The 24,003-nt window shown below is 69.0% G+C and carries 19 protein-coding genes and 3 pseudogenes; 7 read left to right on the top strand and 15 right to left on the bottom strand.

Translation table 11 applies throughout. The features are described from left to right. Positions 1 to 58 precede the first annotated feature (58 nt). The gene (locus ACWDO5_RS09235) at positions 59 to 1,141 is read right to left on the bottom strand and encodes a magnesium and cobalt transport protein CorA (RefSeq protein WP_450529704.1); all 1,083 of its coding nucleotides are present in this window, start codon (positions 1,139 to 1,141) and stop codon (positions 59 to 61) included. Positions 1,142 to 1,278: 137 nt separating this feature from the next. Here ACWDO5_RS09235 and ACWDO5_RS09230 point away from each other — a divergent pair. Next, positions 1,279 to 1,518 (top strand): annotated as a pseudogene (locus ACWDO5_RS09230) (potassium-transporting ATPase subunit B); the annotation flags it as partial. A 15-nt stretch (positions 1,519 to 1,533) separates the two neighbouring features. Here the strand turns inward: ACWDO5_RS09230 and ACWDO5_RS09225 are convergent. Together ACWDO5_RS09225 and ACWDO5_RS09220 are read right to left on the bottom strand one after the other, a co-directional pair. Continuing rightward, complete coding sequence (locus ACWDO5_RS09225) at positions 1,534 to 2,274, bottom strand: PP2C family protein-serine/threonine phosphatase (protein WP_450529703.1); 741 nt, start codon at positions 2,272 to 2,274, stop codon at positions 1,534 to 1,536. Between the two features lie 51 nt (positions 2,275 to 2,325). Beyond that, on the bottom strand, positions 2,326 to 3,720 hold the full coding sequence (locus tag ACWDO5_RS09220) for a chloride channel protein (RefSeq protein ID WP_450529702.1): 1,395 nt from the start codon (positions 3,718 to 3,720) through the stop codon (positions 2,326 to 2,328). Between the two features lie 187 nt (positions 3,721 to 3,907). On the opposite strand from ACWDO5_RS09220, the gene ACWDO5_RS09215 reads away from it, so the two are divergent. Both ACWDO5_RS09215 and ACWDO5_RS09210 read left to right on the top strand, forming a co-directional pair. Further along, positions 3,908 to 4,942, top strand: a complete 1,035-nt coding sequence (locus ACWDO5_RS09215; RefSeq protein ID WP_450529701.1) for a M28 family peptidase — start codon at positions 3,908 to 3,910, stop codon at positions 4,940 to 4,942. Between the two features lie 139 nt (positions 4,943 to 5,081). Continuing rightward, positions 5,082 to 5,216: pseudogene (locus tag ACWDO5_RS09210) on the top strand (SpoIIE family protein phosphatase); the annotation flags it as partial. A gap of 2 nt (positions 5,217 to 5,218) precedes the next feature. Here the strand turns inward: ACWDO5_RS09210 and ACWDO5_RS09205 are convergent. The 3 genes from ACWDO5_RS09205 to ACWDO5_RS09195 all read right to left on the bottom strand — a co-directional run bounded on the left by ACWDO5_RS09205 (position 5,219) and on the right by ACWDO5_RS09195 (position 6,785). After that, complete coding sequence (locus ACWDO5_RS09205; protein WP_450529700.1) at positions 5,219 to 5,539, bottom strand: GYD domain-containing protein; 321 nt, start codon at positions 5,537 to 5,539, stop codon at positions 5,219 to 5,221. A 26-nt stretch (positions 5,540 to 5,565) separates the two neighbouring features. Continuing rightward, positions 5,566 to 5,862, bottom strand: coding sequence for a DUF3303 family protein (locus tag ACWDO5_RS09200; protein ID WP_450529699.1), 297 nt, complete (start codon positions 5,860 to 5,862; stop codon positions 5,566 to 5,568). Between the two features lie 137 nt (positions 5,863 to 5,999). Next, positions 6,000 to 6,785 carry a DUF72 domain-containing protein gene (locus ACWDO5_RS09195; RefSeq protein WP_450529698.1) on the bottom strand — a complete coding sequence of 262 codons (786 nt, stop codon included), beginning with the start codon at positions 6,783 to 6,785 and terminating at the stop codon, positions 6,000 to 6,002. 338 nt (positions 6,786 to 7,123) lie between these two features. Here ACWDO5_RS09195 and ACWDO5_RS09190 point away from each other — a divergent pair, with 338 nt between their 5' ends. Continuing rightward, a complete protein-coding gene (locus ACWDO5_RS09190; RefSeq protein ID WP_450529697.1) occupies positions 7,124 to 8,521 on the top strand; it encodes an NAD(P)-binding domain-containing protein in 1,398 nt (465 codons plus the stop codon). A 109-nt stretch (positions 8,522 to 8,630) separates the two neighbouring features. Here the strand turns inward: ACWDO5_RS09190 and ACWDO5_RS09185 are convergent, their stop codons facing one another. Then, on the bottom strand, positions 8,631 to 10,619 hold the full coding sequence (locus tag ACWDO5_RS09185) for a heavy metal translocating P-type ATPase (protein WP_450529696.1): 1,989 nt from the start codon (positions 10,617 to 10,619) through the stop codon (positions 8,631 to 8,633). Between the two features lie 70 nt (positions 10,620 to 10,689). On the opposite strand from ACWDO5_RS09185, the gene ACWDO5_RS09180 reads away from it, so the two are divergent. Further along, the gene (locus ACWDO5_RS09180; RefSeq protein WP_450529695.1) at positions 10,690 to 11,058 is read left to right on the top strand and encodes an ArsR/SmtB family transcription factor; all 369 of its coding nucleotides are present in this window, start codon (positions 10,690 to 10,692) and stop codon (positions 11,056 to 11,058) included. 472 nt (positions 11,059 to 11,530) lie between these two features. Continuing rightward, positions 11,531 to 12,622, top strand: a complete 1,092-nt coding sequence (locus ACWDO5_RS09175) for a sugar ABC transporter substrate-binding protein (protein ID WP_450529694.1) — start codon at positions 11,531 to 11,533, stop codon at positions 12,620 to 12,622. A gap of 334 nt (positions 12,623 to 12,956) precedes the next feature. Here ACWDO5_RS09175 and ACWDO5_RS09170 read toward each other — a convergent pair whose 3' ends face one another. From ACWDO5_RS09170 to ACWDO5_RS09135, 8 genes are all read right to left on the bottom strand, one after another. Beyond that, complete coding sequence (locus ACWDO5_RS09170) at positions 12,957 to 13,646, bottom strand: CAP domain-containing protein (RefSeq protein ID WP_450529693.1); 690 nt, start codon at positions 13,644 to 13,646, stop codon at positions 12,957 to 12,959. Positions 13,647 to 14,308: 662 nt separating this feature from the next. Continuing rightward, on the bottom strand, positions 14,309 to 14,656 hold the full coding sequence (locus ACWDO5_RS09165) for a hypothetical protein (RefSeq protein ID WP_450529749.1): 348 nt from the start codon (positions 14,654 to 14,656) through the stop codon (positions 14,309 to 14,311). Between the two features lie 363 nt (positions 14,657 to 15,019). Then, on the bottom strand, positions 15,020 to 15,436 hold the full coding sequence (locus ACWDO5_RS09160) for a universal stress protein (RefSeq protein WP_450529692.1): 417 nt from the start codon (positions 15,434 to 15,436) through the stop codon (positions 15,020 to 15,022). Position 15,437: 1 nt separating this feature from the next. After that, positions 15,438 to 16,931 carry an APC family permease gene (locus ACWDO5_RS09155; protein ID WP_450529691.1) on the bottom strand — a complete coding sequence of 498 codons (1,494 nt, stop codon included), beginning with the start codon at positions 16,929 to 16,931 and terminating at the stop codon, positions 15,438 to 15,440. Positions 16,932 to 17,504: 573 nt separating this feature from the next. Continuing rightward, positions 17,505 to 18,782, bottom strand: a complete 1,278-nt coding sequence (locus ACWDO5_RS09150; protein ID WP_450529690.1) for a serine/threonine-protein kinase — start codon at positions 18,780 to 18,782, stop codon at positions 17,505 to 17,507. A gap of 379 nt (positions 18,783 to 19,161) precedes the next feature. Then, positions 19,162 to 20,466 carry an MFS transporter gene (locus ACWDO5_RS09145; RefSeq protein ID WP_450529689.1) on the bottom strand — a complete coding sequence of 435 codons (1,305 nt, stop codon included), beginning with the start codon at positions 20,464 to 20,466 and terminating at the stop codon, positions 19,162 to 19,164. Further along, on the bottom strand, positions 20,463 to 21,611 hold the full coding sequence (locus tag ACWDO5_RS09140; RefSeq protein ID WP_450529688.1) for a PLP-dependent cysteine synthase family protein: 1,149 nt from the start codon (positions 21,609 to 21,611) through the stop codon (positions 20,463 to 20,465). The genes ACWDO5_RS09145 and ACWDO5_RS09140 overlap by 4 nt, the downstream gene beginning before the upstream one ends. Positions 21,612 to 22,388: 777 nt before the next feature. Beyond that, positions 22,389 to 22,808 (bottom strand): hypothetical protein, encoded by a 420-nt coding sequence (locus ACWDO5_RS09135; protein WP_450529687.1) that lies wholly within the window; start codon positions 22,806 to 22,808, stop codon positions 22,389 to 22,391. A 723-nt stretch (positions 22,809 to 23,531) separates the two neighbouring features. On the opposite strand from ACWDO5_RS09135, the pseudogene ACWDO5_RS09130 reads away from it, so the two are divergent. After that, positions 23,532 to 23,901: pseudogene (locus ACWDO5_RS09130) on the top strand (RHS domain-containing protein); the annotation flags it as partial. Positions 23,902 to 24,003 lie beyond the last annotated feature (102 nt).

Here is a 24,003-nt window from a genome sequence, read left to right as displayed (position 1 = left end):
TCCTCGCCCGCACCTCCGGCCGGGGCGAACGGAGCGTCGGAGCCGCTCGAAGGGAGCGTCAGAGCCAGCCGTTGCGGCGGAAGCTGCGGTGGATGACGAAGCAGGCGGTGGCCATGACGCCGAGAACGAGGGGGTAGCCGTAGGTCCAGCGCAGCTCCGGCATGTGGTCGAAGTTCATGCCGTACACACCGCAGACCATGGTCGGCACGGCGATGATCGCCGCCCATGCGGTGATCTTGCGCATGTCCTCGTTCTGGGCGACCGTCACCTGCGCGAGATGGGCCTGGAGGATCGAGTCGAGCAGGGCGTCGAAGGACGTGATCTGCTCGGTGACGCGGGCCAGATGGTCGGCGACGTCACGGAAGTACGGCTGTATGTCCGGGCCGACCGGCGGCAGCGGCTGGGTGGCGAGGGCCTGCAACGGCCGGCCCAGCGGCGCCACCGCGCGCTTGAGCTCGAGCAGTTCGCGCTTGAGCTGGTAGATGCGGCCCGCGTCGCCGCGGCCCGCGTGCTCGGTGAAGACGGTGCTCTCGACGGCGTCGATGTCGTTCTGTACGGCGTCCGCCACGGCGAGGTAGTCGTCGACCACATGATCGGCGATGGCGTGCAGTACGGCGGCGGGGCCCTTGGCCAGCTGCTCGGGGGTGTCCTCCAGGGCCTCCCGGAGCGGGCCGAGCGAGCCGTGCCTGCCGTGCCTGACGGTGATCACGAAGTCGGGCCCCGTGAAGACCATGAGCTCGCCGGTGTCCACCACCTCGCTGGTGGCGGTGAGCTCCTCGTGCTCGACGTAGCCGCAGGTCTTGAAGACGGCGAACAGGGTCTCGTCGTACCGCTCCACCTTGGGCCGCTGATGGGCAACCACCGCGTCCTCGACGGCCAGCGGATGGAGACCGAACAGCTCGGCAACCCCGGCGAACTCCGTCTTGGAGGGCTCGTGCAGCCCGATCCAGACGAAACCCCGGCCTGCCTTGCGGACCCGCCGCAGGGCCTCGTCCACCGGGCAGGCGTCGGGCTGCCGTACGCCGTCCTCGTAGATCACGCAGTTGACCACCGTGCTGCCCAGCGGGGAGCGGGCCGGGTGGCTCAGGTCCACAGTCCTGCGATAGGCGCGGCGCACGGCGCGGCGGAGATTGCGGATCATCGGCACAGCTGGCTCCTTCGGACAACCGGTCCCCAGTGTGCCACCGCCCCACCAGTGACCGGGGGCCGGTACTGCTGACCGGAAACCGACGGGCCGGTGGACCGTACGCCGCCCTCCGGAGTAACCCGGGCCTGCGTTTGGACCGGCTGGTGCAGCGCAACGTCCTGGCGATGTCCGGCCGCGCGGTCGAGGCCGCGGGCGATGTGTCGACCCTGCTGCTGGACAAGACCGGCACCATCACCCTTGGCAATCGTCAGGCCGCCGAGTTCGTCCCGGTCAAGGGCAAGGAGGCCGAGCCGGCGGACGCCGCGCAGCTTTCCTCGCTCGCCGACGAGACCCCGGAGGGCCGCTCCATCGTTGTACTCGCGAAGGAGAAGTCCGACGTAAAGGCTCTACTCGGCGATGCGTACCAGCGCGAACGTGATGTTGTCCGGCCCTCCGGCCTCGATCGCAGCCTTCCACAACTCGAAGGCGGCCCTGCCGTCGTCGTGCACCCGCAGCAGGCCGTCGAGCTCCTCGTCAGGCACCGGGTCGGTCAGCCCGTCGGTGCACACCAGGTAGCGATCGCCTACGGACAGCGCCGAGGCCGTCACATGGGGCGTGATGGCGCTGAAGGTGTGGCTGCCGCCGAGCGTCTGTGTGACGGCCGACGTGGTGCGCTGTCCCGGCCGCAGCGGCGGACTGTCGTCCACGCTCACCTGGCGAAGCCCGTTCTGAGCCGCCTCGAACACCTTGCTGTCGCCGACGTTGAACGTCAGCAGCGACTGGGTCAGGACGACGGCACCCGCGACCGTGGTCCCCATGGTGACCAGCTCAGGATGGTCGCGAGCGGCCGAGTACACCGCGTGATTGCAGATGTCCAAGGCGTCACTGACGGCCATCTCGTCGTCCAACGAAGGGCCGATCGAGGCGAGTTGGCGGACCACCAGCGTACTGGCCACCTCGCCGCCCGGCTGCCCGCCGAGTCCGTCGGCGACCGCGACGACGAGCGGTGTGCCGATGGGGAACAGCAGCGTCTGGGGATTCTCGGTCACGGTGCCGCACAACGTCCACGGTCCGACGACGAGGCTGTCCTCGTTGTGGTCGCGGATCAGCCCGGCATGGCTCAAGGCAGTCACTGCTATGTACGGCACCTTGGATGTCCCGCCTCTCGGCAACGGCAGGCGTGCCCCTCACCCCCATTGTTACGCCGAGGACGCCCGCGTGGAGGAGGCGGACGAGGAAGCGGTCCAGCCCCGTAGCAGCTCCGTGGTCACCAGGGCGACGACGGCGGCGATGATCATCAGGGGGACCGCGTCCCTCACGTCCTTGCCGAGAAGCAGTGCGGCCAGCACCGTGCTGGTCACCGGCAGCCGGGTGTTCGCGCTGCAGGATGCGGCCATGCCGACGGCCAGTCCCGATGCCATGCCGAATCCGGGCAGCGCGCCGAAGGCGATGCCCATCGCCGCGCCGACCATGATCCCGGGGAAGATCGGGCCACCGCGCAGACTGCCCAGGCAGATGCCCCAGGCCAGGCCCTTGAACAGGACCAGCGCGGCCAGCGCGGCAACCGGCCAGGCGTGCGGCTGCGCGGCCAGGGCGCCGAGCGTGCCCTGGCCCGACAGGGCCGCCTCTTGTGGTGAACGCCCGGTGACCAGGGCGTACGCCGCGATACAGACACCCACCGCGATGGCGCAGGCCACCGTTCGCAGCGCGGTTTGCGGTGCTGTCGGCCGCGCGGCCCAGGCCACGACGCGCCGCCCCAGGGTGTGCGCGCAGAAGACGACGATCGCGATGAGCACAGCCAGCGGAATACCCCACAGGAAGTCCCCGGCGTCCGGGGCCTCGGCGGGCGGCACCGAGGGCAGGGACAGTGCGCCGATCTCCAGGCCCGTCCAGTTACCGAACCCCGTGAAGACCAGCGCTCCGATGCCGCTGGCCAGCAGACAGGGCAGGAGCAGTGCGAAAAGCGCGGGTCCACCGATGCCCGCGGCTTCGAGGGTCATCACGACGGCGACGATCGGGCTGCCGAAGATGGTCGAGATCGCGGCTGTCGATCCCGCGGCCCCCAGGACCACGGAGAGCTGGGGGTCGTTCACCTGGTCGCCGTGGTGTCTTCCGTATCGACTTCCGTACTGCAGCGCGAGCAGCGCCAGCCCGCTGCCGAGGCCCATGAGAGGGGCTTCCGGGCCCAGTACGACGCCGAGAGGCAGACAGGCGAGGGCGGCGAGGACGACGCCCGGCACTTCTCTGGGGCCGATGGGCGGACCGCCCAGACCGCCCACGGGAACGTGTCCGCCCTTCCCCGCCATCCGCGTGACGATCGGAGCGAGCAGCAGTCCGGCGAGCGTCAGTGAGAGCAGCGGCCACCACCATGGCGCGACGTTCATGCCGAACGCCTTGGGCAGTGACTCCCAGACGGCGTGCTGGAGTTCGTGCTCCAGGCTCACGAAGGCGAAGCAGGCCAGAGACACCGGTACGCCGAGGAGAGCGGAGAGCAGGAGAAGGCGTACGTATGCGCGGCTGCGCAGCACGGCGCCCAGCTCCTGCCCGCCGCCGGTACCGGACTGGTGCCGGCCGGACGCGTCCACGTCTGCCATGGCGGCAGACTAGGCGGACCGTGCGCCCGCGCAGCGGTTCGTGGCCGCGGCCCGCGCGGCGGCCACCCAGTGGGCCGAGCCCCAGCGTGCGCGACCGCCTCGGCATGGACCACCATCAGACGTACACCACCATCAACGGAAGTCGGCTGTCCTGCACCGACGAAGGCGAAGGCGGTGAAACCGCGTCATGGACCTCGCCCCCGACGTGCCCGCGCTCGTACGTGAACTGACCCGGCGGGCGGACCCGCTGCGCGTGCGTCATGACGTGGAGTACCTCGCCGACCGCCCGCGCAGCCGCACCCGCGCCCCCGAGGCCATGCTGCGCGCCGAGGCCCATGTGACCAGTCAACTGGCCGCCGCGGGCTGGCGGACCGAGCGGCAGCCCTTCGACGTACGGTGGCGACTGGGCTCCACCGACCGCCACGGCCATCAGGCGCTCGCGCTCACGCTGCGCCTGCACCGGCGGCTGACCGGCGCGAACCTCCTGGCCGGGCTGCCAGGAGGCGACGACCGGCCAACGGTTGTCGTCGGAGCGCACCTGGACACCGTCGCCGGCTCCCCCGGCGCCGACGACAACGCCTCCGGCGTCGCCGCGCTGCTGGAGATGGCGCGCCTCCTCGGCGGGCTGCCGCAACCGCCCGCGGTCACCCTCATGTTCTTCGACATGGAGGAGCTGGGGTTGATCGGTTCCCGGTTCGCCGCCCGGCGGCCGGGCCGCACCCGGCAGGTCGCGGGCATGATCTGTCTCGAGTCGGTCGGCTTCTTCGCGAACGAGCCCGGAGCCCAACTGCTGCCCGCCGGGTTCGGCGCGGCCTTCCCCCGCGTGGCCGCCGCGGTCCGCTCGGCCGGGCAACGGGGCGACTTCACCCTTGTCGTCCACCGGCGTTCGACGACGGCGGCGGCCTCCCTGTGGTGCCGGGCAGCGGGCGCCGCCGAGCCCCCGCTGCCCGTCGTCAGACTGCGCGACCCGCGACCGGACGGCCCGCGGGGCGCGCTCGTCGGCCTTGTGGTGCCGCCGCTGAGCCATCTCGACCGAAGTGACCACGCGGCCTTCTGGAACGTGGGGATTCCGGCCCTGATGCTCACGAGCACGGCGAACTTCCGGAACCGCAATTACCACCAGCCGACCGACACTCCGGACACCATCGACTACCGGCGTCTGGCGTCGGTCGCCGTTGCGACCGCCGCCACGGTCACCTCCTGGCCCGGCGCGACCGGTTGATCCCGGTCTCCGCCCGTCTCGGGCCGCCGAGATCGGAGGAACCCCCGTAGAAGCCCGCACGCGGCCCCCGCCTTCCCTACGCTGGACATGACTGGTCCCATATGCATGACGAGGTGGGCGGGCCACCTCGTCAAGGCGCTCGGCCGGCGCCGCGACGATCATGGGCCAGATGCGTACGGCGATCAGGGCCTACGCCGTGGAGGGTCACCCGCCCGACGTGGTCGTCTCCCGCGCCAACCACCTGCTCGTCGGCATGGAGACCGACCAGATGGCGCGTCAGGCGCCTGGTGCGCGGTAGTCCACCTTCTGGCGGATCGCCTCGTCGATTTCCTCGGGCGTCAGCAGCACGCCCGTGCTCGTGCGAACGCCACCGGCCGCCGACGTAATCAGTCCCATGGCCGCGGCGGCGGCGTTGCTCGGCAGGTCCACCGTGACATAAACGTCCTCGTCGCCGAATGCCCAGTGCATTGATTCGAGCCGGCCCCCCAGGCTCTGGACCATGCGGTCGACGACCTCACGGCGCGCAGTACCGCCTTCTTTGAGCAAGCCCTTCAGTCCGTCTACCGTCAACTTGACCCTGAAGAGGTATTTCGCCATCGGTCTCCGCCTTTGCTGTCAACCGGTCAGCCGGAGCCGTATGCCTGGAGACCGGCCTGGACGTCGTCGAAGCTCATCACCGGTGTGAAGGTGACCTTGGCGCCGAGTTCCTGGAAGAAGGGCTCAGCGATTGCCGGGATCTGAGACGGCTCCTGAAGGTCGAAGACAAAGAATCCGGTGCGTTCTCCGTTCTGCGATCCGAAGAAAGCGGCCTCCGGCTTCAGCCGCTCGAGCGCCGACTTCATGGTCGTGGCGAGGCTCTGGTCCTTGATCGCCTTGTTTGCCTTCTCGGTGTCGAGTTGGACCGTCAGCAGTACTCTCATGAGCGCTCCATCTCATTGTCCGTGTCCCGGCACGGCGTGATGTACGAGGCATTCGCAGCCCGCCGTGTGGCTCTGCATCCATCGTCGCCCTGCCCCAGCACGACTGCATCCTGGCAGGGCGCCTCGCTTTGGCCCGCTCAGGACGTGGACCGCGCCGCCAGGGACGGAGGCGTACGGCTCACCGTCCGGCCCAACGCGGTCGCTGCCCGGGCGAACTTCGCGGCGTCCAGTAGGGCCGCACCCCCCGGGTCGTTGTTGAAGTACACGAACACATCGTTCTCGTCCGGCCAGGCGTCGGCGATGCGTCGGGCCCAGGACTTCAGCGCTTGGCGGCCGTAGCGCGGTGGTGGCTCGGAGATGCCGCCGTGGAATCGCATGTACCCCCATGACGCGGTGCGCCACAGCGGCGTCACCGGGCGGGACCCCCGATCCGCCCAGCACAGGGCGCTGCCGTGCCGTTCCAGCAGCGCCCGGAGTTCCCGCTCCGCCTCCCACCACGACGTGTGGCGGAATTCGACGGCCACCCGAACCGTGCCGGGAAAGCACCTCAGGCAGGCGTCCAGATCCCCGATGTCCTCCCGGAAGTGGGCAGGCAGTTGCAGCAGGACGGGCCCCAGCCGGTTGCCCAGGCCCTCTGCGCGATCCATCAGCCTGCGCACCGGCTCCTCGGGGGCGCGCAGCCGCTTCATATGGGTCAGATAGCGGCTGGCTTTGACCGCCATGACGAACCCCTCCGGCGTCCGCTCCCGCCAGGAGGCGAAGATCTCCCTGGTGGGAAGCCGGTAGAAGGCGTTGTTGTTCTCCACAGTGGCGAAGTGCCGGGCGTACTCCTCCAGCCACAGCCGCTGGGCTTGCTTGGGCGGATAGAGAATGCCGCGCCAGTCCTTGTACTGCCATCCCGAGGTTCCGACGAGCATGGGCATGGTCGGATCCCTGCCCAGGAGGCGAGAAGATATCGCCCCATTAAGGGCATATCTCTACTTGGATGTGCTGAGGCGCAGAGGCGGCCTTCGGAGCTGCGTCGATGGGCGACATCCGTACAAACATCAGCCGTCGTGCCGTCGTGCCGTCGCGTGCGGGTGGGGCGGGGCGTGCTCAACGGGCTTGATGCGTAGGCGAATTGGCGCGGTCGAGAATTGGGCGTGATGGGCGCAGGTGCGGCGAGAGGCGCGGCTCACGGGTCTCGGCCTCTGATTCGAAGAATGTCTATGTTGACGCCCGTCGAAACAGGTGCGATGCTGACGGCGTAAGCCATCGATAGATGTCGAAACAACGGGGAGTCGTCGTGACCGTGCCGATTGCCGATGTGCCCACCGCCGCCCTGCCCACCGTGGTGATCGGAGCCGGCCCGGTAGGCCTGGCCGCCGCCGCCCACCTCGTCGAGCGCGGCATCGAACCGCTCGTCCTGGAAGCCGGACCGGCCGCGGGCAGTGCCGTACGCGAGTGGAGCCACGTACGTCTCTTCTCCACCTGGGCCGAGCTCGTCGACCCGGCCGCCGAGAAGCTGCTGGCCCCGACCGGATGGACCGCGCCGGACGGGGCTACGTACCCCACCGGGGGCGACTGGGCCGAGCGCTACCTGGAGCCGCTGGCCGACGTGCTGGGCGGCAAGGTCCGCTTCGGCGCCCGCGTCACCGGCGTCTCGCGCGTCGGCCGCGACCGGGTCGTGGATTCCGGCCGAGAGGAGCAGCCTTTCACCGTGCACGTCACGAACGCCGACGGTACCGGGGAACGCCTTACCGCCCGCGCCGTGATCGACGCCTCCGGCACCTGGTCCACCCCGAGCCCGATCGGCGGGGACGGCCTCCCGGCTCTCGGCGAGCGCGCGGCCGCCGACCGTATCTCCTACCGCGTCCCGGACCTCAAGGACCCTGCCGTACGCGCCCGCTACGCGGGCAAGCGCACCGCGGTCATCGGCTCCGGTGCCTCCGCCTTCACCGCCCTGGCCCACCTGGCCGCCCTGGCGATCCAGACCCCGGGCACGCACGCGGTCTGGATCGTGCGCCGCGGCATCGGCGGCTCCACCTTCGGCGGCGGCGAGGCGGACCAGCTCCCCGCCCGCGGGGCACTGGGCCTCGCGGCCAAGGCAGCCGTGGACGACGGATACGCCGACGCCGTCACCGGATTCCGTACGTCCGCCGTCGAGAGGACCAGCGAGGGGCTTGCGCTGCTGTCCGAGGACGGCCGCCGACTCGACCCGGTCGACGAGGTCATCGCCCTCACCGGCTTCCGCCCCGACCTGTCCTTCCTCGAAGAGCTCCGCCTCGCCCTCGACGAGCGTCTCCAAGCCCCGGTCGAACTCGCCCCGCTGATCGACCCGAACGTCCACTCCTGCGGCACCGTCTACCCGCACGGCGTGAACGAGCTCTCCCACCCGGAGAAGGACGTCCATCTCGTCGGCATGAAGAGCTACGGACGCGCCCCCACCTTCCTCGCCATGACCGGCTACGAGCAGGTCCGTTCCATCGCCGCAGCGCTGGCCGGAGACCAGGAAGCCGCCGAGCGCGTCGAGTTGACCCTCCCGGAGACCGGAGTCTGCGGCGGCGCGGGCCTGTTCGACGAGCCCGACGCCGCCACGTCCGAAGACGGCGGCTGCTGCGCGGCCCCCACCACCCTCCAGATCGGCGCCGGAGCCCCGGCCTCCTCCGGCGGCTGCTGAGCTCTCACCCCATCCGCCCGGGCTGTCGGGTACACGCATGTGGCCGCGAGTACCCCTGGGACCCGGAGCACTCGCGGTACATCCCCCGTCTGCTCGGCCTGGGGCCGTGTCAGCCGGCCGCCCTGCGCCACGCCGACTCGCGCAGCAGACGGAGGCCATTGAGGCCGACGAGGACGGTGGAACCCTCATGGCCGGCGACGCCGAGCGGCAGCGGCAGGTGGCCTGCCAGATCCCAGACCACCAGGGCGCTGATGCACACGGAGGCGATGACGAGGTTCTGCACCACCAGATGCCGGGCCCGGCGGGAGAGCGCTACGACGGCGGGCACTGTGGCCAGTTCATCGCGCACGACAACCGCATCCGCGGTCTCCAGCGCCAGATCGGATCCGGCCCGGCCCATGGCGATGCCGCTGTGGGCGGCGGCGAGCGCGGGGGCATCGTTGACGCCGTCGCCGACGACGAGGACCTTCTCGCCCTCCCGCTCCCATTCCCGTACCGCTGCGACCTTGTCCTGCGGCAGCAGCCCGGCCCGTACGTCCGTGATCCCGGCCTCCTCCGCCAGGCGGGCGGCAGAGCGCTTGTTGTCGCCGGTCAGGAGCGCAGGAGTGGTTCCGGTGAGCCTGCCGAGGGCGGTGACGGCCGTCGCAGCCCCGGTACGCAGCCGGTCCGCGAGGGCCAGGACGGCGACCGGCGTGCCGTCGGTCAGGACCACGACGGCGGTGCGGCCGTCCAACTCCGCCTCCAGCACGGCAGCGCGGGCCTCTTCGGCGGCGCCGTCGAGCAGTTGGGCCGGGCTGCCGACCTGGACGGTACGGCCCCCGACGATCGCGCGGACCCCGCGGCCGGGGGCGGAGAAGAACTCGCGTGGGGTCTCCGGACGCAGGCCGCGCTCCCGGGCGGCGGCCACCACGGCGCGGGCAAGCGGGTGTTCGCTCGGGTACTCGGCAGCCGCGGCCAGGGCCAGCGTCTCGCTCTCGTCCGCGCCGGACAGCGTCCGTACCTCGGCGACGCGGGGCGAGCCCTCGGTGAGGGTGCCCGTCTTGTCCATGGCGACCCGTGTCACCATGCCCAACCGCTCCATGACCACGGCCGACTTGACGAGTACGCCGTGCCGGCCGGCGTTGGCGATCGCGGACAGCAGCGGCGGCATGGTGGCGAGCACGACCGCGCAGGGCGATGCCACGATCATGAAAGTCATGGCCCGCAGCAGGGTCTCGGTGAAGTCGGAGCCGAGAGCGAGCGGGACGGCGAAGAGCGTAAGCGTCGCGACGACCACGCCGACCGAGTAGCGCTGTTCGACCTTCTCGATGAACAGCTGCGTCGGAGCCTTGGTCTCGCTGGCCTCCTCGACCATGGCCACGATCCGGGCGATCACCGATGCGGACGCGTCGCGGTCGACACGTACGCGCAGCGCGCCGGTGCCGTTGAGCGTCCCCGCGAACACCTCGTCGCCCGGCGCCTTGGTCACCGGCAGCGGTTCACCGGTGATGGTGGCCTGGTCGACGTCGCTGGTCCCCTCCAGTACGGCGCCGTCGGCGGGCAGCCGCTCACCGGGTCGTACGAGAACACTGTCACCGACCCGCAGCTCGGCAACGTTCACCCGCTCCTCGCCTCCGCCGACGGCAAGCCGCGTGGCTGTGGCAGGTGCCAGATCGAGCAGGCCGCGGACGGATTCGGCGGTGCGCTTGGTGGCGAGGGCTTCAAGCGCGCCGGAGACGGCGAAGATGACGATCAGCAGTCCGCCGTCGAGGAACTGCCCGATGGTCGCCGCACCCAGTGCGGCGACCACCATCAGAAGGTCGACGTCGAGCTTTCTGTCCTTCAGCGCCCGGAGTCCGGCCCAGCCCGGCTCCCATCCACCAGCCGCGTAACAGAGCGCGTACAGCGGACCCCATGCCCACGCCGGGGCCTCGGCCAGGTCGAGGGGGAACGCGAGCAGGAAGGCGACCGAGGACAGGGCCGCCCACCGGACTTCGGGCAGGGCCGCCAGCCCGGTCCGGCGGGGATGTACCGGTGGCGGAGCAACAGGAGCGGGGGCCGACTGGTCGTTCACCAGGGCAGAAGCCACCGGAGCACACCTCTTCGTGTGGGGGGACATGAGCAAGTCCCTCCACCATAACGGAACACATGAAGAGCTCTTCAATTGTAACTATAGATACGATGGTCCCATGGGACATGGAGTCGATGGACAGACCACGCCCGCGGCGCGCCTCGACGCGGATTCCGCGGCCACCATCGCCGCCACCCTGCAGGCCCTCGCCACCCCGTCCCGGCTGATGATCCTCACCACGCTGCGCCAGGGGCCCTGCGGCGTGAGCGGTCTCGCCGAGGCGATCGGAATGGAGCAGTCGGCGGTCTCTCACCAGTTGCGCCTGCTGCGCGCGCTGGGGCTGGTCACCGGCTCACGCCAGGGACGCCGGATCGTCTACAGCCTCTATGACAGCCATGTCGCCCAGCTCCTGGACGAGGCCGTCTATCACATCGAGCACCTGCGGCTCGGCGCCCGCGACCTGCCCGCGCAGGCGGACCTCGGCTGAGCCTGATCCGCTTGGCCCGAGTTTCCGACGACCTCGATGCCGCTGGATCCCCCGGCGCCGGCGAGCAGGCCGAGCAGTCGCACGCTTGGTGGACACGGCGTCCAGCGACATCGGTAATGCGCCGAACTCGCGGTAGGCGCTGGTGCCGGCTCGGCCCGGGCGCCAAGGCGCCCGGCATAGCCGCACCGCTCCGTCTTCGCTGGTGGGGGCAAGCAGATGGCCGTCGGGAGAGAACGCCAACGCGCGGACGGGGTCCGGTGTGGACGGTGAGGGGGGACGACGGCAACCCGCCAGTCCGCGCGGCAGTTCCCGGAACGCGTCGCCGACCGGCGCCGTCATCGCTTGACTAACACACAAGACCCGTTGCCATCTCGTTAATCTTGTACTTCTTGACGCTTTTGTCGGGGCGGAGTTGACTTCCAGCCACCTCGGCCGCAACTACGTGGCCTTTCAGGGAGGTTGACTTCCACCGATGAACGCACATTTGCGTCGCTCCGCCGCTGCTGTCGCCGCTTCTGCGATGGCCGTCTCGCTTGCTGCCTGTGTAAGCGCCCAGGGCTCGGGCGTAAGGACGAGCGACGACATCACTGTCGGTCTACTCCTTCCGGAGAACGAGGCTGCTCGCTACGAGAAGTTCGACAGGCCGGTCATCGAGAAGAAGATCAGCCAACTGACGAACGGCAAGGGCAAGGTCCTCTACGCCAATGCGAAGCAGGACGCCACTCTGCAGACGCAGCAGGTAGAAACCATGATCGCCGACAAGGTCGATGTCCTGATCGTGGACGCGGTGGACTCCAAGGCCATCGCCGGCTCGGTCAAGAAGGCCAAGGACGCGGGCATCCCGGTTGTCGCCTTCGACCGTCTCGCCGAGGGCCCGATTGATGCCTACACCTCGTTCGACAACGAAGAGGTCGGCCACGTCCAGGGCACAGCGCTGCTGGAGGCGCTGGGCTCCGACGCCAAGTCGGGCGAGATCGTGATGATGAACGGCGCGCTCACCGACCCGAATGCCGCGCAGTTCAAGAAGGGCGCGCACGCCGAGCTCGACGGCAAGGTGAACGTCGGCATGGAGTACGACACGAAGGAGTGGAAGCCGGAGAACGCCAACGCCAACATGGAGGCCGCGATCTCGGCCCTCGGCAAGGACAAGATCACCGGCGTCTACTCTGCCAACGACGGCATGGCGGGCGGCATCATCGCTGCCCTGAAGGCCGCCGGCATCTCGCCGCTCCCGCCGGTCACCGGCCAGGACGCCGAACTCGCCGCCGTGCAGCGGATCGTCGCGGGTGAGCAGTTCATGAGCGTCTACAAGCCCTACGCCCCGGAGGCCGACGCCGCGGCCGAGATGGCTATCCTGCTCGCCAGGGGCATGTCGCTCAACTCCATGGCGCAGGCGGACGTCGACAGTCCCACCAACAAGCGCATCCCCTCGGTGCTGGTCCCGGTCATCTCGCTGACCAAGGACAACATCAAGGACACCGTCATCACGGACGGCGTCTACACCGTCGAGGAGATCTGCACCTCCAAGTACAAGGCCGCCTGCGACGACGTCGGCCTGAAGTAGGGCCCGCAAGCCGGCACCGCGACGCTCACGGGCCCAAGCCGTACCTTCACCGACGCAGCCAACACCGGGTGCTCGACGTCCGTCGCGCACCCACAGACGGGAAAAACCACACGTCAACCAGTCCGTCGAGGGCAATGACCCCGATAGAAAGGCCTGAATCGACTCTGCGAATCCCGCGGCAGCGGATTTACCTTTCGCCGCATACGCGGCGTTTGCGGCGAGCCGACGACGAAGGCCCCGACTGGCGAGGTCGGGGCCTTTCATCCGGTGGAGGATGCGCGCCATCCCCGGACAAGTGAGACCGGGGCAAGTGGTGTGCGGATCCTTGTGCTCTCTATCGGGCCGTTCCGAAGTCCTGCGTCCAATAGTTGCCGGGCTGCGCGAGGCCGACGCCGATCTCCTTGAACGCACAGTTGAGGATGTTGCGCTTGTGGCCGGGGCTGGCCATCCAGCCCGCCATGACGCTCTCGGGTGTGCTGTAGCCGTAGGCGACATTCTCGCCGTAGGTGCTCCAGGTATAACCGGCGCGCGTGATCCGGTCGCCCGGAGACGACCCGTCGGAGCCCGTGTGGGACATGTTCCGATGGGATGCCATGTCCTTGCTGTGGTCCTGAGCGGCCTTCGTCAGCTTCGCGTTCATGACCAGCGGAGAGCACCCGGCCTTGCTGCGCTCGCTGTTGACGAGCTTCAACACGAGGGTCGCGGCCCCGGATGCCGGGGCGGCGGTTTTCGGTGCGCTTGGAGAAGCGGTGGTTTTCGGTGCGGCCGGGGGCGCGGTGGTTTTCGGTGCGGCCGGAGGCGCGATGGGCGTCTGCGACGCTCCCGCAGTCGGCCTCTGGCCCCATGGGTCACCCGTCCACCGCTGCTCGGAGTTCGCGCGCTTCCAGTGGTCGTAGGACCGACTGCCCGCGTTCTCCTGAGGGTCCAGGCAAGCCATGGCGGCAGAGGGCACACCCACGGCTCCGATGGCGACGGCAGCGATGGTTATCTTCCGGTAGTACGTCTTCCTGCGATGCTTCCTCATGCGTGACCTCGCTCGATAATCGCGGAGCGCCCCCGGTCTGGTCGGCTCTGCGCAGTTCCTGCGCCTGAGCTGCGGAGACGCCTTGCGGCCGCCATTCTTAGAAGCGCTGTCGGGGCAGGGCAATGGGGGCCAGTACTACCTTGCTTCGTAGTACCGGACGGCTCTTGAAACGGGCGCACAGGCGTGCTGGTCCGGCTCCTGGAGTTCCGGAGAATTCTGTTGCTCCGTCAGAAGCCCTTGCGCGCTCAATGAACGGGCGAAAGTGCCGAGCGGGCCGAATGTCGTCAAACCCTGCGCCGGGCATGTCTGCACCAAGACGGACAAATATCATTATGTCGCCAAGGGGCCATCTACTATTCAGCGACCTAAGTGCCAAAAGTCCATGTGGCTGATGTCACTGGGCGATGGGTTCGCCACGATCACCCTGGACCTCGAAAAGATCACCGCGCCGCGCGTAAGGAGCCGGGCGATTGAATGCGAGGGAGAGATCGGCCCTGGAGGTTCACGCCGGCCCGCTAGGCCGGGAGATCCGGCAGGTGTGGGCGGCAGCTGTCACCCGTGGGGTTGGGCGGTTGTGACGGCGCCGCGTTTCGTGAGGCCCGCGATTTTCTGCGTGATCTGATCACGGACCTCACCGACATGAGCGACGCGCTCCACCTGGATCAGAGACGGCGTACCCGCGCAGCGATCCCGTGGCCGAGCAGAAGGTAAATCACGGCGGGTAGGCCGTAATTGAGGAAAACCCGGAGGCCTTCGGTCTCCATGGTGAAGATGTCCTGGGACCACCCGGCGAGCCAGTCGGCCATACCGTGCACAAAGCCGACGAAGACGTTTCCCTGGTTGGCGTCAAGCAGGTACAGCAGGATCCAGAGGCCCAGAAAGCCTGCAGCGATGTCCGCGATCGTATGGATGACCAAGGCTGCCCGATTTGCTCCGTCGCCGTCCGGGCTGCGACGTGTATGGGTGTCCCGGTTACGGTCATAGGGGTTGTAGGGGTCGTTTACGGGCATGGGTTCATGGGGATTGCTCATGCCCTCCCTGCTTGCCTCGCGCGCGCGCACGAAACCTCATTCAAACCTGCGATTGCATATCGGTTTCCGGCTCTCTACCGGCACTTCGGTCTGTGCCGCGAACGCCGGTGTCCCAATTCCGGACTCTTTTCCGGACTTGGTATTCCTTTGCGGGGTGAGAAGCCATGAGCCCCGACTTCGGAGTGACCCGATTGACCAGTAGGCCCAGTACCCCGCTTCGCCTGGAGGCGGCCATCGCGCCCGGCATCGTGGTCCGGTGATGAAGGATCCCCCGCCGCCGGGGCCCTTACATGTCTGTGCGAGCGGCCTCGGGATGTCTTCCTGAGCAGGCGTTCGGATGGCTCATTCCTCGGGAGGCACGCAGAGAACCGGGATGCTCGACAAGTGCAGAAGCTTGTGGGGAGTCGAGCCCAGCAGCGCCCCGCGCATCGGGCTCTCGCCCCAGGTGCCCACCACGATGAGCCTCGCCCCATGGCGTGACGCGGCGTCGAGCAGCGCCTGCGCCGGCTTCTGGTCGATGACTTCGACAGTTGTCGGTACGCCGGCCTCGTCGGCCACCATGACGGCGTGATCGAGTCCGATGCGCCCAGCCTGGCGGATGGCCTCGTAGTGAGCCTTGTACTCCTCGCCGGTAAGCCCCGGGGCCGCAGCACCGTAGACCAGCACGAGCGGTTCGCCGAACGCGGCCGACACCTCGATCGCGACGCGCAATGCGCGTGCCGCGCCCGGCGACTGGTCGTATCCGAGGACAAGCGACATGTCAGGACTCCTTGCCGTGGACAAGCTCGGGGTCGGCCACACCTGGGCGTTCCGACCAGAAGGCGGGCGACACCAGCCGCCACACGACCATGAGAACCAGACCCGTGACGGCGATGCCGATGCCAATGACGAGCGGGGGGCCGAGCCCGAACCACGAGGTGCCGCTGTAGGAGTTCGCCGGGTCGGACATGTCGGTGACCGACCTCACGAGCAGCCACGCCAGCAGCGCGGCGCCGACCAGCGGGCCGAGACCGATGAGCACGAAGTTGTGGACGCTCTCGGTCAGATGGCGGCGATAGTAGACCGCGCATGCGACGCCCGTGAGCGCGTAGTAGAACGCGATCAGCAACGACAGCGCCGTGAGCGAGTCGAAGAGGGCGTTGGTGCTGATCTGGTTGACAACGACGTACCAGGCGATGGCGATGCCGGCGACCCACCACGTACTTACGTCGGGCGTGCGGAACCGCGGGTGGATGTGTGCGAAATGCGCAGGCAGCGCGTGACGGCGCGCCATGGACAACGCCGTGCGCGACGCCGGAATGATCGTGGTCTGCGTCGAGGCCAGCGCGGACGTCGAGACCGCCAGCAGCAGGACCCAGTCCCAGCCACCCATCACCTCGCCGGCGAGCTGGGCGAAGATGAACTCCTCCTCGTCGGCGTTGTCGGCCAGGAAGGTCGTTCCGGCGTAGGCCACGACCGCGAAACCGACCGACACGTAGGTCACCAGCAGCACGACCGTCGACCAGACGGCGGCCTTCCCGGGAGCGGTGGCGGAGTCCTCGACCTCCTCGGTGAGATTGACTGCCGACTCCCAGCCCCAGTAGATGAACACGCCCAGCAGCAGACCTCCTGTAAGCGCCGCGCCTCCGGCACCGAAGGGGTTCACCCACCCGATCGACGGCTCAATGGAATCGAACGTGCTCGTACCGGCGTAGACGCGGTAGAGCGCCACCACCACGAAGATGAGCAGGAAGGCGATCTGCGCGAGGATGAGGACGTTCTGCACCTTGGACGACGCCTCGATGCCGATGACGCACACGGCCGTCATCACCAGGATGAGAAGCACCGTGAGCAACTGGCGCACAAAGTCGTTGTCGACCCAGCTGTCGAGGCCGAAGGCGAGCAGGGCGAAGCTCACGGCGACGTCTGCCAGCGACCCGACCACGAGAACTCCGGTCACGGCGATGGCCCATCCGCCGAGCCAGCCGGCCCACGGCCCCATGGCCCGGGTGACCCACGAGAACGTCGTGCCGCAGTCCTGATCGACCCTGTTGAGGTAGAAGAACGCCGACGCGATCAAAAGCATCGGCACGAACGACGCGAACATCACGCCGGGGGCGTAGATACCCACGAGCGCCACGATCGGGCCGATGACCGCCGCCAGCGAGTACGCCGGGGAGGTGGCGTTGAGCCCGATGACGAGCGCGTCGACGAAGCCGATCGCATTGGCCTTCAATCCATAAGGTGGGCTTGCGTCCGCGATGTCGTCGGCCATGTCCCCTCGCTCCGGTTGTGCGTACATACATAGAACAGGGAGGTATGCCACTTTTAGGCTATTGAGGCTCTCCTGGGAATTCACGTCACACGCCGGACCCGAATCCCAGAACCGCGACGGTGCCGCGACGCGCACCGCTGCGGCCGCAGGCTGACGCCAGAGGGCGCTGAAGCCAGAGGGCGGGGCCATCGATCTCACTCCACGAGGTCGAGCCGGCCGTGCCATGCATGGGCGGTCACGGCGACGGCGGAAGTGCGCTGCAACTCACCGACGCCGAGCACCGAAGCGACCTCGCCGGCCTCCCCGCGGCGTGGCGGAGCTGCAGCGGGACCAGGTGCACCACCCACTGCTCCGCCTCGCGGCTCACCTCGGGACCAGCAGCCTCCGCGCGCTCGTACAGCTCCACCCTCAGGCCTGCGCGGGCCACGGCTTCTCGGCGGCCGAGGCAGGCGTGGATTCGTACATCGCCCTCATTCCGACGGAGTCGTGTCGGTCAGCGGCTCGACCCGTAACGCCGACCGTATTCCTTGAGTCGCGACTGCGTCGCTGAGACGGATGAGCGAAGGCGCCGGTCTAGTCTTCCTCGCCTTGACGTCCCTTCGCGTCCTCACCCTTGCCCTTCTTCCTCTGGTCGTCTTCCTCTTCGTTCCTGCTCGGCCGGTCGACGGGGCCGTCGGCGGGTGCGGGGGAGACGGCTGGGGCGTTAGCGGGAACGGACGTCGGTGTCGGCACCGGGTCAGGATGCGGTGGGGCGGACGTTTCGCCGCCGGGACTGTTCGCCGAGCTGTTGTCGGGTGAGAACCATGCCATGCCGATCAGAACCGCGGCGAGGAAGGCCACGGCACCGGCGACGGCACTCGCCACCCTCGGCCGGCGCCTGGCGAACTCGCGGGTGCTGGGCCGCTGGGCGGGGACGGACCGGCGTCCTCCGCCCGGCTGCCCGAGAGTCGGCGGCAGCATGTATGTGGTCCCGGTATCCGCCTCCGACCCGCCCATCGGACCGGCCCCGAACGCCTGCGCGGCCGGGGGCGGCTCCGGCGCGGGCGCGGGCATGGGTTCTGGGCGCCCCTGCCAGGCGCCCGAACCGAACCAGTCGGCTACTTGCCGCGCGGTGGGGCGGTCCTCGGGCTGCTTCGCGAGCAGCCCCAGAAGATAGTTCTCGAATGCGGGTGGCAGATCGGCGCCCCGCTGAAGGGGAGGCACCGGAGGGACATCGATGTGCTGGTAGAGCGTGGCGGTTGCGGTGTCGGCCTGGAACGGCGGGTGCCCCGTCAGCAGGTGGTAGAGCACGCATCCGAGGGAGTACATGTCGGAGGCCGGGCCCGCGGGCTGCCCGAGGGCGCGCTCGGGGGCCAGATAGAGACTGGTGCCTACGATCTGCCCGGCGGTGGTGAGCGCGGCGGCCGGATCGTCGACAAACCTTGCGATCCCGAAGTCCCCGAGCTTGACCGTCCCGTCGGCGTCGGACATCAAGTTGCCGGGTTTGATGTCCCGGTGAACGATTCCCGTGCGGTGCGCGGAGGCCAGCCCCGCGGCCGTCTGGGCGGCGACAGCGGCCACTCGCTCCGACCGTAGTGCGCCTTCAGTGGCCAGCTCCTGGGCCAGGCTTCGGCCTTCGACGAGTTCCATCACCAGATAGAAGCGGCCGTCCCGCGCCCCGAAATCAAACACCCCCACGATATTGGGGTGGCTCAGACGGGCCGCTGTCCGAGCCTCCAGCCGGAAACGGGCAGCCGCTTCGGAGTCGGGCTCGTCCCCGAGCAGCAGCTTGACGGCCACGGGCCGACCCAGCACTTCGTCCGTGGCCCGCCAGACCTCGCCCATGCCGCCGCGGCCTATGGGTGACTCCAACCGGTACCGATCCGCCACCAGCACCTGCGCACCAACCTCGATCTCGATCGATCCTGTGATCCAACCCGACGCCGACGGAACAACTTCACCGTACGAGTGAGGTGGTGGGGGACCGCGACGGCTTCAGGGTACCGACCGCGAGCGTGAAGGATTGTCAGGCCTCGAACGTCGACTTTCCGATGGCAGCGAGTTGTTCCACGTAATCGGCGACATGCAGCGTTCCTCCAACGCCCATGGGACGGTCCGGCCGGCCTTGACCGCAGACAGGAAGCGCCACGGGCCTCCTTGGCGAGCTCCGCGGGACCGGCTCCTCAGCGCGGCCGGTGCAGGGGAGGGCGGGGCGTGGTTGCCCTCCCCTGCATTCGTGGGGCCGGTCGCGTCAGGCCGTTGCGGGTTCGGGCCGGGCGGCGGGCGCCGGGAACGCGAGGCGGCCGGTGCGATTGAGCCCGTACACGGCGGCGGCGCATGCAAGGCCCAGCAGGAGCAGGGCGATCCACGGCAGCGCGGACACTCCGGCATTGTGGGCCGCGTCCAGTGCGGCGCCCGTGAGGAGGTTGCCGAGGGTGATGCCGACGCCGCAGATGGTGTTGTAGAGGCCGTAGTGGGTGGCGACGAGGCAGTTACCGGAGAGACGGACGATGGTGTCCATCTCGAACGGATAGGCGATCATCGTGCCGAGTGCCAGCAGCAGCGCGGACAGCGCGGGCGGGATCGCCGCCAGCAGCCACAGCCCAATTCCGGCGCTCGGGGCCGGCACTGCGGTGGCCAGCAGCAAGGGTACGAATGCGACTCCCATGGTCAGCAGACCCCAGGTGAGGGCACGGCCCGGTTCCATGCGGGCCTTGCACCAGGCGGTCACCCTGGTCTGGCCGAGGATGGTGCTGAGTCCCGAGACGGCGAACAGCGCTGCCACCGCGGCCGTGCCGAACTCCCCTTCGCCGCCCAGGCGTCGCACTTCCAGCGGCAGCGCGAGATAGACCTGGAAGGTCATGACGTAGGAGCCGATCATGGCGAGCGAGAACAGGAGGAACGGCCGGTTGGCCAGGATGCTCCGCCACTGCGACAGCACGCTCTCCCGCTGTCCGTCCGGCCGGGCCTTCGCATCGTCGGCCCGGCGCGCGGGCAGGGCCCGGATCTGCACGGTGCTCAGCACCGCGAAGATGCACGCCGCCGTCAGGCACGTGACGCGGAAGTCGACACCGGTCAGCACCATGCCCAGCAGTGGGCCGAGCAGGATGCCGGCCTGATAGAAGACGTTGAACAACGCGAACGCCTCCACCCGGCGTTCCCCCGCGTCCGCAGCCAGGTAGGCGCGGGTGGCCGGGTTGAACAGCGCCCCGGCCAGCCCCGTCGCCGCGGACGCGGCGATCAGAGCGGGCACCGAGTCGACGAGCCCGAGGGTGGCGAAGCCGGCAGTACGCAGCACAAGCCCAGCGATGATCATCGGCTTGTAGCCGAGCCGGTCGGCCAGCGTCCCGCCGACCAGGAACATGCCCTGCTGGCTGAAGTTGCGCACCCCGAGGATCAGGCCGACGAGCCATCCGGCCAGCCCGAGAGGCCCGGCCAAGTGCGTGGCCAGGTACGGCATCAGCATGTAGAAGCCGAGGTTGATGGTGAACTGATTCACCATCAACAGCTGGACACTGCGCTCGTAGGTGCGGACCTGCGCGATGGTGCTCTTCACCGGTCCTCCTCCACGTCGGTCTCGGCGCGCATCTCCTCGGCGGCCGGATCGCCCTCGCCCGCGTCGTGGGCGCGGGCGAGCGGGTCGACCACACTCGTGCACCGGGTCCAGCGGGTGACCTCCTTCTCGTCCAGGCGGCCGATCACCTCCGGTTCGGCCGCGGGCGGGGAGTCCAGCAGGCCGTGGGCGGCGCAGTAGTCGTCGTCGTAGACCGTGCCGAGATAGCGTTGCGGACCGTCGGGGAAGATCGCCGCGATACGGGCGTCCTCGGGCAGGGTGCGCGCCAGCCATCCGGAGACCAGGGCGACCGCACCCACGCTCCACCCGCCCGTGGCGTAATGCGAGGCGGCCAGCTGCCGGCAGGCCCATACCGCTTCGGCCGGGGCGACCCAGTGCACCTCGGAGAAGTTGTCGTAGGCGACGTTGCGGGGATAGATGCTGGATCCGAGCCCGCGCATCAGGCGCGGCCGGGCAGCCTGGCCGAAAATGGTGGAGCCGATGGTGTCCACGCCCACGAGCCTCAGGCCGGGGTAAAGCTGCTGCAGAACGCGGGAGACTCCCGCCGAGTGGCCGCCGGTGCCGACGCTGCACACCAGTACGTCGATGTGGCCCAGTTCCGTGGCGAGTTCCAGGGCGAGCGGGGTGTAGGCGGCGGTGTTGTCGGGGTTGTTGTACTGGTCCGGGCACCAGGAATCTGGGTGCTGCCGCATCAACTGGGTGACGCGGTCGCGGCGGGCGTGCTGCCAGCCACCGGTGGGGTGGGCTTCGGAGACGACGTTGACCTGGGCGCCGTAAGCGGTCAGCAGGCGGGTCATGGACATCTCCAGGCCCGGGTCGGTGACCAGGGTGACCGGGTGGCCGTAGACCATGCCCGCGAGGGCCAGGCCGAGGCCGAGGGTGCCGCTGGTGGACTCGATGATCCTCGCCCCGGGCTTCAAGTCGCCTCGGGCGCGGGCGCGTTCGACCATGTGCAGGCCGGGCCGGTCCTTGATGCCGCCGGGGTTGAAGCCTTCCAGCTTTGCCCAGAAGCCCTGCCCCGCAGGAGCAAAGGGCTCGCTGACGTGCAGGAGGGGAGTGTTGCCGACCAGTCCGGACAAGGCGGCGTGGCCGGGCTTGGTGAGGGGGGTGGTGTTCGGAGAGTGCATCAGTCGGCTCTCATCCTTCGGTGAATGGCGCGTCGGGTGCGGATCTCTCGCACGCCGCCCGTCCCGGACCGGTGGCCCGGTCTCCGGGGCAGGGGCGACGGCCGCGGCATGCTGCGGCTCAAAAGGGCATGGCCTACGTCCTCCACCGGCACAAGGCGCACAGCGTGAAGCGGCCGGATGTGGCTCTTGGTACCTCCCCGACCGCGGGCCGGGAAATTCCACCGGGTGCCGCGGTGCGCGTCGCTGGCGCTTGGTTCGTAACCGCAGCGGACACCGGCGTACGCGCCTGTTGCCGTCCGGCCGACTCCATATCCAAAGCGGTCGGTACGCAGGAGGAGTCAGCAGGTGCCGCAGCAGGCGGCACCTGCTCGGCATCCTGTTGGGCGCCGGAGGCCGTACGGACCGAGCCGTGAGCATGGCCGGGCTCGTGCAGCAGCAGTGCACAGTCGAGCACGCTCAGGAGCAGCCCGCTCAGGAGCAGGGCGAGCAGCCGGCACTGCACAGGTGAGGCAGCGGGGAGTGGGCGAATGCGGGACGGCGACAGCACAGTTCCTCCGCAAGCTGCCGTCGTGCACCATGAGGCGCACCAAAACGGCGGGCGGGGCGGGCAGTGTCAAAGGCAACGCCGCAGGAACCTGCCTCGCAGTGGGCCGTGGCGCGATTGGGCGAGGCAGGTTGCGGCGATAGCCGGCCGCACCGCGCCCACAGCCGCGGTGGGCTGTCCCGGAGTCGTGTCGGACGGGAAGGCGTCGAGGGCCGGCGAAGAGTCGCCGGATCCTAGATCTGCAGAACCGTGGCTCTTATCGACGTGCTCGGCAATTGCTTGGCCGACGCCACCTCACCGAAGGCGACCAGAGCAGGTCGCGGCGCCGGGGAAGTGCCCTCCTCTACGAGGGCACAGGCACCGGGGGCATCGAGAGCAGGCGTCTCCTGCGGCTGGCCGGGCACGCACTCGTGAGCCGGATGGGAGGGGCCGTGACCACCACCGTGGTGTTCCACCGGCGCGTCCTCGACCGCGTGGCCGTGAAAGGCGTCCACCGCGGTCGCGCTTGCGTGGAGATGGCCGGTGACGCCTTCGGCGCTCACGCCGTGCGCGTACACGAAGGCGAACAGCGTCATCGCCACCCACAGCACGTGCAGCGGGCCCGCCGACGAGCGGGCCCGCGACATGCGGGAGGACGACCAGGCCGTGACCATGCCGTGATCGTAGCGGCTCGTCCTGGCGGCTCCCCGCCGCTCCAGTGGCAAACATCACGCCAATATCTGGGGCGCGCATGCGCAACAACCAAGGTGGAACGCGACTGGCGGCTGCCGCGCGGTGACCGGAATGAAGTGCAGTAATGAACTGGCCCTTTTCCGAAGGGACATGGTCACAACGGAAAGGGCCATGGCGTCGGCGCACCCGCCCGCAGCGAGGCACCGGCGCGCCGGAGGGTGTGCCAGCCCAGGGAGGTGCGGAGGTCATTGCGGGCTGTCTGGCAGCGGCGGCAGGCTTCCGCGCAGACACGGCGGTGGTCGTGCATGTCGGCGTGGTGTTCGCATTCCTTGGCGCGCATGCCTTGCCGACGGTGTCGCACGCGGTGAGGACCGCGCGGGCGTCGTCGGGCAGGAGCTGCCGACCATGCCGGGCCCCTCGAAGCTCACCAGCAAAGGCAACCAGAACCGGATCGGTACGACCCGGCGTCCTGGCTTGACAGTGGATGGAATCCGTCAGGCACCTTCAGAGTCCCGGACACGCTCGCCTTCGGCATCAGGGCGGGGCAGCGAATGAGGGCGTCTGGTCTGGCCGTCACCTCTTGTCCTACGGTTTCTACCTCTGATCTTGGCCAGTGCTCCGTCCTTCAGCCCGGAGAGCACTTCAACAGTACGACCGCCGCGGGCGGATCAAGACAGAACTGGTCGACGGCCGCGCCGCCACCTACGGTAACCACTCCCGACGGAACGCTGTGGCGCTACCGTTACGACCCGCTGGGCCGGCGCACGGCAAAACTGCGCCTGGCGGACGACGGCGAAACGGTCTGCGAAGAGGTGCTGTTCACCTGGGACGGCACGGCACTGTGCGAACAGACCACGATCTCGCCCGAGTTGCCGAATCCCGTAGCCCTCACCTGGGACCACCTCGGTCTGCGCCCCCTTGGCCCAGACCGAACGTATCCTCACGGCAGACGCGCCCCAGGACGTGATCGACGAACGTTTCTTCGCCATCGCCACCGACCTCGTCGGAACCCCCAGCGAACTCATCGACGAATCCGGCGCCCTCGCCTGGCACACCCGCACCACCCTCTGGGGCCAGGCAAGGGTCTATCAGGAATTAGGTGTGATTCGTCTGTTTGGCCTACGGGTCTTTCGGTGGGCTGATCGGCCTACACTCGTCCGGCCGTAAGGCGGCCGT

Source organism: Streptomyces sp. NPDC000880, from assembly GCF_053599675.1.
Note: the sequence above shows the minus strand (reverse complement) of the source record. Positions and strands in the feature narration are given on the sequence as shown.